The organism is Streptomyces laculatispora (genome assembly GCF_017353455.1).
Lineage (GTDB): Bacteria > Actinomycetota > Actinomycetes > Streptomycetales > Streptomycetaceae > Streptomyces > Streptomyces laculatispora.
The window spans coordinates 1-11,831 of sequence record NZ_JAFMPZ010000189.1; the positions used below are offsets into that span (position 1 = coordinate 1).

Consider the following 11,831-nt stretch of genomic DNA (forward strand, 5'->3'; position numbering starts at 1 on the left):
GGCGCTGTACCGGGCCGAGCTGACCCAGGACCTGGTCCGGGCGGGCCTCGCGGAGGAGGCGGCGGCCGCCGGTCACCAGGTGCTGGACCTGCTGGACCAGGTCCGCTCCTCCCGGATCAGGGCGATGCTGGCGGGAGCGGTGGCGGTCCTGCGGCAGCGTGGCCGGGGTTCGGTCGACATCACGGACTTCCTCGACCGCCACCGCGCGGCGGGCGCGAAGACGTAGAACCGCTCCCGGCCCGTCCGGCTTGAAGTGCCCGGGGCTACCGCTCCAGGTGCCCCGTGTCGTTCCAGCGTTCCAGCGCCGGCGCCCCGTACGCCCACCCCAGCACCGACAGCGACGTCGGATCCAGCCGGATGCGCGCCGCGAACGACACGTCCTCGCCCAGCCACCGCGCCCCCAGCGCCCGCAGGATGTGGCCGTGGGCGAAGACCAGCACGTCGCGGTCGGCCGAGCGGGCCCACTGGACGATCTCGTCGGCACGGGCCGACAGCTCGGCCAGGGTCTCCCCCTCCGGCACCCCGTCGCGCCAGATGAACCAGTCCGGGCGGGTCGCCTTGATCCCGGCCGGGGTCATCCCCTCGTACGCCCCGTAGTCCCACTCCATCAGCGCGTCCCACCGCTCGGCCCGCCCGCCGAACCCCGCGAGCTCGCACGTCTCGGCGGCCCGTACGAGCGGGCTGGTGCGGACCTCCAGACCGGGCAGGTCCGCCCATGGCCCCCGGTGCAGCCGCTCGCCGAGCAGCTTGGCGCCCGCGCGCCCGGCGTCGAGCAGCGGAATGTCCGTCCTGCCGGTGTGATTGCCGTTGACGGACCATTCCGTCTGGCCGTGCCGGGCAAGCAGGATTCGCGGTGCCATGTGACGGCTCTCCCTGAAACTGAGACCTCTGATCCTGGATCTGAGATCTTGGACATCGACGGGGACGGAACCGTCCGGCACGCTACGGGTGAACGGTGGGAACGGATCGTCCGGATTTCCATCATCGCGCACCCGCGCGTAAGGCAACCTGGGGGCCCGCACCGGCGTCCCACACACCGCAGACAGATCCGAGCAGCTGAGGGGCGCCGAAGGGCACCCCTGGGGGAATCGCGGCCGACCCGCACCGTACGGTTGAACGTCCGCCGTCGGCCGCATGAACACATGATGGAGAACTTCCGGATGCCGCATGCCACCGCCGCGCCCGCGCCGCGCCCCCGGCCCCGCTGGTGGACCGAGCTGCCGCTGCTCGCCCTGGTGTACGCGGCGTACTCGGGCGGGAGACTGCTGGTCCGTGGCGACGTGTCGACGGCCGTCGACCACGGACTGCGCATACTGCACCTGGAACAGCTGCTCCGCATCAACTTCGAGCACCCCCTCAACCGGCTGCTGACCGCGCACTCCTCGATAGGGATACCCGCCGACTTCGCGTACGCGTCGCTGCATTACCTGATAACCCCGGCCGTCCTCATATGGATGTTCCGGAGGCACTCGGAGGCCTACCGCAGGGCCCGCACCTGGCTGATGACCTCCACCATGCTCGGCCTGATCGGCTTCACGCTGATGCCGACCTGCCCACCGCGGCTGCTGGCCGCCGGACACGGCTTCGTCGACACGATGGCGCAGTACAGCTCTTACGGCTGGTGGGGCACCGAGGCGAGCGCCCCGCGCGGCATGGGCGGCATGACCAACCAGTACGCGGCGATGCCGAGCCTGCACGTCGGCTGGGCGTTGTGGTGCGGGATTCTCCTATGGCGCCACGGGCGGCACCCGCTCATCCGCGCGGCCGGTGTCGCGTACCCCCTGATCACCGTCTTCGTGGTGATGGGTACCGCCAACCACTACTTCCTCGACGCCGTCGCCGGCGCCGCCGTGATGGGGATCGGCGCCCTGGTGGCCCGGCCCGTGACGCGGCTCGTCAACCGGGTCGGCGACACGGTCCTGACCCGATTCGCACGGGTGGGCGCGGTCACGGAGTCCCCGGATGTCAGTGCCGGATGCAAGACTTCCGCGGGTGAGCGAATCCCCGGCCAGCGGACCTCCTCCGCAGATCCCACCGATGCCGCGGCACCGGCCGGTCCACCTGCCCCGGCCGACGTCCCCGCCTCCGCGGGAAGAGCCGCGGGCGGTGACGCTGCGGCAGCGGCTCGCTGAGCTGAGGGGCCCGGCCGTCGCACCGCGTCCGCTGGACGCCCGCGCACTGGCCGCCCTCGCCGCCAACCCCGGCTGCAAGCGACGCGCCCTGCTCGACGGGGCCGGCGTCGACAAGGCCGCCCTCGCCACCGCACTCGGTTCACCGGCCGCTTTCGGCCAGTCCCAGTTCGCCTTCATGCGGGGCAACGCCTTCGAGGCCAAGGTCAAGGCCGACGGCGGTACGGAGCTGATGCGCCTGCTGCACGAGCGGCTCGGCGAGCCCGGGGAACCGCCGCACGGTGTCGCGGTGCCCGATCTGACGGCCGCCGGCCCCGAGGGCCGCGCCGCGCGCACCGCACTGGCCCTGCGGGAGGCGACCGGGGCGGGCGGCTGGGCGCTGCTGGACCACCCGATGCTGGCCCTGGAGGTGGCGGGCTCGCCCGCCTATCTGGAGCCGGACGCGGTGGTGGTGCACCCCGACGGCACCTGGACCGTCGTCGAGATCAAGTCCTTCCCCATGATCGACGGTTCCGCCGACGCCGCGAAGGTCGGCGCGGCCGCCCGCCAGTCCGCGGTCTACGTACTGGCGCTGGAGCGGATCGCCGAGGTCACCGACGGGGCGGAGGTCGGCCACCGGGTGCTGCTGGTCTGCCCCAAGGACTTCTCCAACCTGCCGGCCGCGTCCGTCGTCGACGTACGCAAGCAGCGTGCGGTCACCCGCCGCCAGCTGACCAGGCTCACCCGGATCGAGGACATCGCGGCGGCCCTGCCCGAGGGCACCACCTTCGACCCGGAGCGCTCCCCCGAGGAGCTGGACACCGCCGTCGAGTCGGTCGCGGCGGCGTACGCGCCGGAGTGCCTGGCCGCCTGCGAACTCGCCTTCCACTGCCGGGGCAAGGCCCGCACGGCGGGCGCCGTGGAGGCGCTGGGGCGCAGCGTGCGGGGCGAGCTCGGCGGGCTGACCACGGTCGGCGCGGTGCTGGCCGCGGCGGCGGGCAAGGAGGGCGATCCGGCGGATCCGACGGTCGCCGCGCTGCGCCGCGCCGCGGCCCTGCGCGCCGAGGCGCTGGAAGGCGGCCCCGCATGTCACTGATCTCCACCCTGGCCAGGCTGGAGGCCGTGGAGAGCGGCCGCGCGCAGCCGACGGCCACGGTCCGCCACCGCCACCTCACCGACCGGCCGCTGGTCCTGGTGCCGCTCACCACCGCGGGTGAGGCGGGCGCCCCGCTCGGCGCCCTCGTCGGCACCGACCGGGACGCGCCCCGGCTGCTGGTCGTGGCCCAGCCGCGCGACCGGGATCTGCGGTTCGCGTTCCTCGCGGAGCTGGCCGAGGCGGTCCTGCCGCACATCGAGTCGTACGCGGACGTGATCGAGCCCGCCGAACGCAGCGAGACCGACCCCGCGACCGGCAAGAAGGTCAAGGTCGAGACCGAGCTGTGCACGGACGCCGCGCAGCTGGTCGTGCCGAGCCGGGCGGGCATCGAGTTCGTCCGGCTGCTCGGCCGCTCCATGCGGTTCCGGCGCACCGCCGAGGACGACCCCGACACCCCGTATCCGGCGCCCGCCCGCGTCCCGCTGCTGGGCCGCTGGCTCACGCACTACGGCGAGCGCGCCCGGGTGCCGGGCTCCTCGCTGCTGCTGGCCGGCACCGATCTGCTGGGCCGGCACTGGGCGACGGGCCAGTCCACCCTGGAGGACCAGCATCTGGGCGCCCTGCTCGCCTGGGTCGACCCGCCGGACGGCGAGTCCGGGGCCGAGGCGGCGTTCCGCGCCGAGCTGGCCCGGGACCGCGAGGGGCAGCTGCTGTGCCCGCCCGCCGGACCGGCCACCGACCCGGACTTCGACAACCGGCTGCTGGCCCCCGCGATCGAGAAGTACGACCGCGCGCGCACCTCGCTCGCCGCCGCCGAGGACGGGCTGGCGGCCGATGCCAGGCTCGCTGAACTGACCGCGGCCGAGCGGGAGATCAGGGCCCTGCTGGCGGGGGTGCTGCGGCCCACCTGGGACGCCGTGTGGCGGGGCCTGGACCTGCTGCGGGAGCTGCCCGAGGGGGCCAGGGCCGAGGACCGCTGGACCCGCGACCGCTGGTCGTTCACCGGCCACCGGGACCGGGTGCGGTCCGGCGAGCCGCCGCAGCCGCGCCGGGACGACGCGGTGACGGCGGCCCGCAAGCTCGCCGCGCGGGAGACCGCCCAGGCGCAGCTGGAGGCCCAGGAGGCGCTGGACGATCCGCTGGTGCTGGCCGGCCGCCGGCTGGCGGGCGAGGCGTTCCTCGGGGAGGTGACCGGGGTGGAGATGACGTACACCGAGTCCAAGCGCCCCTCGCCGCGCCCGCTGGTCACCGTCCGCACCGGTGAGCAGCCGCAGCTGGCCGACCGCGTCAAGGTCTACCGCTCGCTGGACGGCAAGCCGCAGACCGCCGAGTTCGCCGGATACGGGCCGCAGGAGGAGGGCGCAGCGCCCGCGCTGGTGCTGCGGATCACCGACCGGATGGGCCGGGGCAGGGAACCGGCCCCGGGTTCGGTGCCGGAGCCGGGTGACCGGATCGCCTGGACCCTCTTCGAGCACGACCAGCGCGGCGGCCCGAAGCTGCCGGATCCGGAGGAGACGCCCTGGACGCACGGCGGTCCGCCGGGCTCCGGTGCGGCTGTCGAGAGCCCTGACCCCGTGACCCCGGAGGACCTGCTGTGACCGACGGATTCGACCCGGGGGCGGCGGCGGGCCGGGCCACCGCCCAGATCCTGGACGACACGCTGAACGGCACGGCCCGCGGCATCGTGGTGGACTCCCCGCCCGGCGCGGGCAAGTCGACCCTGGTGGTCCGCGCCGCGCTGGAACTCGCCGCGGCCGGGCGCCCGCTGATGGTCGTCGCGCAGACGAACGCCCAGGTCGACGACCTGGTGGTGCGGCTGGCCGAAAAGGATCCGGGGCTGCCGGTCGGCCGGCTGCACAGCAGTGACTCCGACCCGTACGACAAGGTGCTGGACGGGCTGGCCAACGTACGGAAGTCGGCGAAGGCGGCGGATCTGGCAGGGCTGGACATCGTCATCTCGACGGCGGCCAAGTGGGCCCATGTGAAGAACGTCGAGCCGTGGGGGCACGCGATCGTCGACGAGGCGTACCAGATGCGCTCGGACGCGCTGCTGGCCGTCGCCGGACTCTTCGAACGGGCCCTGTTCGTGGGCGATCCGGGCCAGCTGGACCCGTTCTCGATCGTGGGTGCGGACCAGTGGGCGGGGCTGAGTTACGACCCGTCGGCGAGCGCGGTCTCCACCCTGCTGGCGCACAATCCGGAGCTGCCGCAGCGCCGGCTGCCGGTCTCCTGGCGGCTGCCCGCGTCGGCCGCGCAGCTCGTCTCGGACGCGTTCTACCCGTACACCCCGTTCCGCAGCGGTACGGACCACGGGGACCGGCTGCTGTCGTTCGGCGTCGGGTCGGACGGCTCGGCGGCGGACCGGGTGCTGGACGAGGCCGCGGAGTCCGGCTGGGGCCTGCTGGAGCTTCCGGCCCGGCACACCCCGCGCACGGATCCCGAGGCGGTCCGGGCGGTGGCCACCGTGGTGCGCCGGCTCCTGGACCGGGGCGGCGCGGCCACCAGTGAGCGCTCTGCGGACCCGGCTCCGGTGACGGCGGACCGGGTCGCGGTCGGCACGGCCCACCGCGACCAGGCGGCGGCGGTGCGGGCGGCGCTCGCGGAGCTGGGGGTGACGGGCGTGGCGGTGGACACCGCGAACCGGCTCCAGGGCCGCGAGTTCGATGTGACGGTGGTCCTGCACCCGCTGTCCGGCAGGCCGGACGCCACCGCGTTCCACCTGGAGACGGGCCGGCTGTGCGTGCTGGCCTCCCGCCACCGCCACGCCTGCGTCGTGGTCTGCCGCGCGGGCGTCGCGGAACTGCTGGACGAGCACCCGTCGACGGAGCCGGTCCAGCTGGGCGTCACGGTGAAGTTCCCGGACGGCTGGGAGGCGAACCACCGGGTGCTGGCGCACCTGGCGGAACACCGCGTGAGCTGGGGGCGTTGAGTCCGGGGGCGCGTCGGGGCGCGGCTGCCGGGAGGGGATCGGCGCACGCCCCCGTAAGCGCCCTTGCGGCGGGTTGGACAATAGAGGGTGGCCGTCGGGCCCACCGAAGGAGGAACAACCACATGGCACAACCCGAGCGGAACGAGCGGCAGCGGCTGCGCCCCGCACCCCTGCTCTTCGAACCGTCGGCGTCGGTCGCCGATCCCGAGCACTTCTTCGACCTGGAGTCGATGGACGATCCGATGGAGCTGCTGAGCCGTTCCACCGAGCTGGCCCTGGCGTTCCGTGCCGCGACCGACCGGGCGGTCGAGTTCCAGGCGGTCGCGGCCGCTCAGCTGGCCGATCCGCGCCGGTTCGACCGGCTCACGACGGCGGACATCGCGCAGCGGGCGGAGTGGACCGAGGACTACGCGACGAAGATGGTCGAGTTCGGCCGAAGCCTGCTGAACGACCCCAGGCCCTGACTCCCCGACCCTGGCTCCCGACCGCGGACCGGCTCCCCGGCTCCCGGGTCGGCGCTGACTGGCACTGACTGCGGGTAGAACCACTGGCATATGCCTGGGGGCAAGATACTCCTCGTCACCCCGAGCTGTCCCGATTTCCGGCAACTCTCGGAATCCGGTCGATCACTCCCGGTAGACCTGTATGCATGACCGCATGGCTGCCAGACGAAACGACCCTGCATCACGGCGACGGCCCCTTCCGGGAAGCCGACGTCTTCGCCGTCCTGCGCGAGCAGGCCGGTCACCGGACGGCTCAGGTGACCGCGGCCGGCGCCGCCTGGCTGGCCGGCGCCGCGGCGTATCCGCGCAGCGCCCTGAGCCAGTGGGAGTCGCACCCGTCCGCTCCCGGAGTCCTGCCGTGCGGTTCGTCCTTCGACGTGGTGAACGTGCCCACGCTCTTCGGACGCCGGATGCTCGAACACCTCTGGGCGGACGGTCCGGGCTCCGGACCGGTCGCCACGCACCGCGGCCGGATGCTGCTGTTCGCCTCCCCCGGGACCGCCCAGCGGCTGCCCTCGCTGCTGGACTGGGAGGAGTGGGGCGGGGGTGCCGCGTCCCGGTCCGGAGGGGACCGGCTGGAGCAGGACGAGAGCGGCCGGAAGGTGCCCCCGCTGCTCTGCCACGGTATCGGCGACGCGGTGACCGTGCCGCCCCTGACCTGCGGACCGAACGCTCCGGGACCCCGCTGGGTAGTCGCCCCCGACACTCACAGCCCCTGGCTTCCGGGGCCCGACGTACTGCTCTGGGCATGTGTGCGGGTGGCCCGGTCGGTGCCCTCGTCGGGGCCTCGTATTTCGATTTTTCCTCCCGCCGATCAGGGTGCTAAGGTCTACGACGTCAGCAGGCGCCGCTAGCTCAGTTGGTTAGAGCAGCTGACTCTTAATCAGCGGGTCCGGGGTTCGAGTCCCTGGCGGCGCACAGACGGAAGAAGCCCCCTCGCTCGCGCGAGGGGGCTTCTTCGTCATGGCCGTCCGCCGCTGGACACGGCCTACGTCCCGGTGGTGATCCGGACCGTCCAGGCACCCGAGGGGGTCCGGTCGGCGACCTCGACCGTGGTGTGTCCGCCGGGTACGGAGAACGTCTCACCGACCTGCAGCGGGGCGTCCGCGAGCGGCGGATAGACCGACCGGTCCCAGCAGGCGTCGGTGCCGGGGTGGGTGTCGATGACGTCGACCGGCCCGCCGCCCGACGGGGCCTCGTTACGGATCCGGTAGAGCAGCACGCCCTCGCTGCAGGTCGACCGGTCGTTGCCGGTGGCACTGCGGGCCTCGATCGCCACGGCGCTGCCCTCGCCCGTCCTGATCACCGCGAGCCGGGTCCCGATCGACGCGCCGCGCACCGGCACGGCCGCCATCGACTCCAGGGTGACGACCCGGTCGCTCTGGATGCAGGTCACCTGCCGGTCGTCCAGCCAGCCCAGCTTCCACTTGTGCCAGCCGAAGAGATCAGGCGCGAGTCCGAACTGGCTGCCCATCACGTCCCAGTCGCCCACGTAGGTGTCCCAGTCGCCTTTGCCGTCCGAGGGCCGGTGGTAGAGGTCGGGCAGGTCGAAGACGTGTCCGGTCTCGTGGGCCAGCACGTTGTGGTCCGGCGGGTGCTGTTCGAAAACGGTGACGACGCGCCTGATGTCCGTACCGTCGGCGTGCAGCGGCTGGTCGAAGTTGACGACCTTGGTGGCGTCCGAGTCGACGCCCGGGGCGTCCGGATCGGCGACGAGGTAGACGATGTCGTACTTCGAGAAGTCCACCTCGGGGTCGGCCGCGTCGATCGCGTCGTGCAGATAGGCGCTGCGCCGGTCATTGGCCCAGTCGCGCTTTATGCCGTACCAGACCGATGACTTGGGCATCTGGATCCACTGCCGCTGCGGGTGCGGGCGCAGGGTGAACTTTCCGTACGAGGCGCGCTGGAAGAACCGGGTGGTGGCGGGGAAGTAGTCGGAGGTGAGCTCGGCGGGGGTGGTGACGGGCCGGGCGTCCGGGAACGAGAGGAAGACCATGACCGCGTCGAGCGGATGGTCGGGGCGCGGGTAGGCGCTGTTCCACCCGTCCAGGCCCAGCGAGTGGTGGGCCTGGGTCCGGGGCAGCGCACAGGCGTCGGCCGCACCGTTGGCGGCCGCGACGGGTCCCGCGACGAGCGAGGTGGCGGCGACCGCCAGGAGAGAGACCAGCCCGGCCGTCACGGCGCGCGGACTCGGTCTCACCACCCCTCCGGGTCCGTGCTGACGCGGCACATCTACCTCCGGGTGCGGGGTGCGGACGCCTGGGATCTTCAGCACCCTCCCGACCACCCTGTGGCGATTCAGGCGTTACGTCCTGTTGAGCTGCCCCACTCGGGTCAGCGGCCAATCCACGCGCCCCCTTCACAGACAGTCACAATCGATCACGGACGCAACGTGAGAGAACAGAGCCGCACAGAAACGATCAGGAGCGGGCAAACCGGATCTGCGCGCGAATGGCCCATGCACATCGGGCACGGGGTCCGGAACGGTCGGGGCGCTGGAACGGCCGAGCCGCCAGCCTCTATGCTTCACCTCGCTTTCCTCCGCGCTTTCCGCCCCTGACAACGGCGCTCCACGCGGCGGGCCAGTCCGACCAGACCTGTCCGGGACAGAACTGCATGGCGGGAGCGAACGGTGAGCGCAACCTCCGATGGGCCGAGGCCCCCGGCAGGCACAGCAGCCTCTTCTCCAGGACCATCGGTCACGGAGCGTCATGAGGCATGGCCCACCGGGCGGGCCCCTGAGGACGTCGCCGGCGAAACCGCCTCGGACATCGCCTCCGACCTCGCCGCGGAAGCAGCCGCCTCCGGGCCGCACGACTACCGGGCGGCCTTCCGGGCCGCCACGCTCCCGATGGCCGTCGTCGACGACGAGGGCCTGATCGTCACCGCGAACGAGGCCCTGTCCGCCCTGGTCGGCATCGCCGCCCCGGCGCTCACCGCACAGTCCGCCTCCGATCTGGTCGACCTCGCGGCGGACGGCCGCACCTGGCACGCGTACCGCGAGGTGCTGCACGGCCGGCGCTCCCGCTTCCGCTGCACCCGCCGGCTCAAACACCCCGACGGGCGCTCGCTGTGGGCCGAGATCACCGTCGTACCGTTGCCCTCGGCCAAGGCGGACCGCGACGGCGACTGCGGCTGCGACGCACAGGGCGCGGCCGGCGGAAGCCGCCCGCCCGGCCAGGTGCTGCTCTCCGTCGCGGACGTCAGCGACCGGCGCGAGCTGCAGAAGCGGCTGCGCCATCTCCAGATGCACGACCCGGTGACCCGGCTGCCCAACCGCACCCTGTTCTTCGAGCGGCTCTCGGCCGTCCTGGAGGCCACTGGGTACCAGGACGACACCCATCCCGGACGCGGCCGGATCGGGCTCTGCTACCTCGATCTGGACGGCTTCAAGGCCGTCAACGACACCCTGGGCCACCGGATCGGCGACCGGCTGCTCGCCGCCGTCGCCGCCAGGCTCACCGACTGCGCCGAGCAGGAGGGCCCGCTCCCCACCGCCGCCCCCCTGGTGGCGCGTCTCGGCGGGGACGAGTTCGCGATCCTGGTCGAGGAATCCACCGGTACGCAGCAGCTGACCGACCTCGCCCGCACCGTGCTCGCCGCGCTCCAGAAGCCCTTCGACCTGGCCGGCCAGCGGGTCTCCGTCTCCGCGTCGATCGGAGTGGTGGAACGGCCCGTGGCGGGCACCTCGGCCACGGGCCTGATGCAGGCCGCCGATACGACGCTGTACTGGGCGAAGGCCGACGGCAAGGGCCGCTGGACCGTCTTCGACCCGGAGCGCAACGCCCACCGGATGACCCGCCAGGCCCTCTCGTCCAACCTCCGGCCGGCCGTCGAACGCGGTGAGTTCACCATCGAGTACCAGCCGCTGGTCGGCATGGCCGACGGGGTCGTGCGCGGGGTGGAGGCGCTGGTGCGCTGGAACCACCCGCAGTTCGGCATGCTCTCGCCGAATCGGTTCGTCGCGATCGCCGAGGAGGACGGCTCGATCGTGCAGCTCGGCCGCTGGGTGCTCCGGGCGGCGTGCGGCCAGGCCAGGCGCTGGCAGCTCGACCACCCGGCCGAGCCGCCGCTGTTCATCAGCGTCAATGTCGCGGTCCGCCAGGTCTGGGACTCCGACCTGGTCACCGATGTGGCGGAGATCCTCGCGGAGACCGGGCTGGACCCGGCGCTGTTGCAGCTGGAACTGACCGAGTCCGCGGTGATGGGTTCGGCGGGGCGCCCGCTCCAGGCCCTCCAGTCGCTCAGCGACATGGGCGTCCGGATCGCCATCGACGACTTCGGGACCGGCTACTCCAACCTCGCCTACCTGAGCCGCCTGCCGGTCTCCGTACTGAAGCTGGACGGCGCCTTCGTGCACGGTTTCCGCTACGAGGACGGCACGCACCCCAGCCCCGCCGACGAGACGATCGTCGAGGCCATGGTCCAGCTGGCGCACCGGCTGGGCCTGACCGTCACCGCGGAGTGCGTGGAGACGGCCGGCCAGGCGGAGCGGCTGCGCCGGATCGGCTGCGACACCGGGCAGGGCTGGCTCTACTCCCGCGCGGTCGCCCCGGAGCGCATCGCCGAACTGCTCGGCGCCCGCGCGCTGGGGGCCTGAGGGGGCGCCGCCCGCAACCCCGGCGGTCAGCCGGCGTCCGCGTCCGGCAGCGGCTCCGGGCAGCTGCGCACGAAGTCCCGCACCGCGGACGGGACGGCGGGCGTGCGGGGCCAGGCCACTCCCGGCCGGGTCAGGCCCCCGGCAGCCCGTACGCGTCGGCGATGAGTCCGTAGCTGTGCAGGCGGGCATCGCCGCCGTGGGCGTTGGCGGTGATCATCAGTTCGTCGGCGCCGGTGCGCTTGGCCAGGTCGTCGAGGCCCGTGCGGACCTCGTCCGGGGTGCCGTGGACGATGTTGACGAGCCAGCTGTCGACGAACTCGCGCTCCATCGGGGTGAAGGCGTAGGCCTCCGCCTCCTCGGGCGTCGGGACCAGTCCGGGACGGCCCGAGCGCAGGCGGAGCATCGACAGGGCGCCGGTCAGGACCTGGCGGCGGGCCTCGCGTTCGTCGTCGGCGGCCAGGGCCGCGACGCCGATCAGGGCGTACGGCGCGTCCAGGACCGCGGACGGCTTGAAGGACTCCCGGTACAGCTCCAGGGCGGGCACGGTGTTCTGGGCCGAGAAGTGGTGGGCGAAGGCGAAGGGCAGCCCGAGCAC

Annotated in this window: 10 protein-coding genes, 1 tRNA gene and 1 pseudogene; 9 read left to right on the top strand and 3 right to left on the bottom strand. The window is 73.1% G+C overall.

The window, feature by feature from the left end:
- Positions 1-226 (top strand): annotated as a pseudogene (locus tag J1C73_RS11070) (tetratricopeptide repeat protein); the annotation flags it as partial.
- Between the two features lie 37 nt (positions 227-263).
- Here the strand turns inward: J1C73_RS11070 and J1C73_RS11075 are convergent.
- A complete protein-coding gene (locus J1C73_RS11075; RefSeq protein ID WP_207316205.1) occupies positions 264-860 on the bottom strand; it encodes a histidine phosphatase family protein in 597 nt (198 codons plus the stop codon).
- Positions 861-1,160: 300 nt separating this feature from the next.
- Between J1C73_RS11075 and J1C73_RS11080 the strand changes: the two genes are divergently transcribed.
- The 7 genes from J1C73_RS11080 (at position 1,161) to J1C73_RS11110 (ending at position 7,554) form a co-directional block, all read left to right on the top strand.
- Complete coding sequence (locus J1C73_RS11080) at positions 1,161-2,132, top strand: phosphatase PAP2 family protein (RefSeq protein WP_207316206.1); 972 nt, start codon at positions 1,161-1,163, stop codon at positions 2,130-2,132.
- The gene (locus tag J1C73_RS11085) at positions 2,038-3,204 is read left to right on the top strand and encodes a hypothetical protein (RefSeq protein WP_241199980.1); all 1,167 of its coding nucleotides are present in this window, start codon (positions 2,038-2,040) and stop codon (positions 3,202-3,204) included. Before J1C73_RS11080 ends, J1C73_RS11085 begins: the two co-directional genes overlap by 95 nt.
- Positions 3,195-4,802, top strand: coding sequence for a hypothetical protein (locus J1C73_RS11090; RefSeq protein ID WP_207316207.1), 1,608 nt, complete (start codon positions 3,195-3,197; stop codon positions 4,800-4,802). The genes J1C73_RS11085 and J1C73_RS11090 overlap by 10 nt, the downstream gene beginning before the upstream one ends.
- A complete protein-coding gene (locus tag J1C73_RS11095) occupies positions 4,799-6,133 on the top strand; it encodes an AAA domain-containing protein (RefSeq protein WP_207316208.1) in 1,335 nt (444 codons plus the stop codon). Before J1C73_RS11090 ends, J1C73_RS11095 begins: the two co-directional genes overlap by 4 nt.
- Positions 6,134-6,255: 122 nt before the next feature.
- Positions 6,256-6,597, top strand: coding sequence for a DUF8844 domain-containing protein (locus tag J1C73_RS11100; RefSeq protein WP_123471277.1), 342 nt, complete (start codon positions 6,256-6,258; stop codon positions 6,595-6,597).
- A 185-nt stretch (positions 6,598-6,782) separates the two neighbouring features.
- On the top strand, positions 6,783-7,490 hold the full coding sequence (locus tag J1C73_RS11105; RefSeq protein ID WP_207316209.1) for a bifunctional DNA primase/polymerase: 708 nt from the start codon (positions 6,783-6,785) through the stop codon (positions 7,488-7,490).
- Positions 7,481-7,554, top strand: a tRNA-Lys gene (locus J1C73_RS11110). The genes J1C73_RS11105 and J1C73_RS11110 overlap by 10 nt, the downstream gene beginning before the upstream one ends.
- A gap of 70 nt (positions 7,555-7,624) precedes the next feature.
- Here the strand turns inward: J1C73_RS11110 and J1C73_RS11115 are convergent.
- Positions 7,625-8,866 (bottom strand): M6 family metalloprotease domain-containing protein, encoded by a 1,242-nt coding sequence (locus J1C73_RS11115; RefSeq protein ID WP_207316211.1) that lies wholly within the window; start codon positions 8,864-8,866, stop codon positions 7,625-7,627.
- Between the two features lie 402 nt (positions 8,867-9,268).
- Between J1C73_RS11115 and J1C73_RS11120 the strand changes: the two genes are divergently transcribed.
- Positions 9,269-11,236: a putative bifunctional diguanylate cyclase/phosphodiesterase gene (locus J1C73_RS11120; protein WP_207316210.1), complete on the top strand. Its 1,968-nt coding sequence runs from the start codon at positions 9,269-9,271 to the stop codon at positions 11,234-11,236.
- A gap of 130 nt (positions 11,237-11,366) precedes the next feature.
- Here J1C73_RS11120 and J1C73_RS11125 read toward each other — a convergent pair.
- A partial coding sequence (locus J1C73_RS11125) for an LLM class oxidoreductase (protein WP_504743256.1) occupies positions 11,367-11,831 on the bottom strand: 465 nt, incomplete at its 5' end.

Coding starts and splice junctions, on each gene's coding strand:
- J1C73_RS11075 (WP_207316205.1), bottom strand. CDS start 860: ATGGCACCGCGAATCCTGCTTGCCCGGCACGGCCAGACGGAATGGTCC.
- J1C73_RS11080 (WP_207316206.1), top strand. CDS start 1,161: ATGCCGCATGCCACCGCCGCGCCCGCGCCGCGCCCCCGGCCCCGCTGG.
- J1C73_RS11085 (WP_241199980.1), top strand. CDS start 2,038: ATGCCGCGGCACCGGCCGGTCCACCTGCCCCGGCCGACGTCCCCGCCT.
- J1C73_RS11090 (WP_207316207.1), top strand. CDS start 3,195: ATGTCACTGATCTCCACCCTGGCCAGGCTGGAGGCCGTGGAGAGCGGC.
- J1C73_RS11100 (WP_123471277.1), top strand. CDS start 6,256: ATGGCACAACCCGAGCGGAACGAGCGGCAGCGGCTGCGCCCCGCACCC.
- J1C73_RS11105 (WP_207316209.1), top strand. CDS start 6,783: ATGACCGCATGGCTGCCAGACGAAACGACCCTGCATCACGGCGACGGC.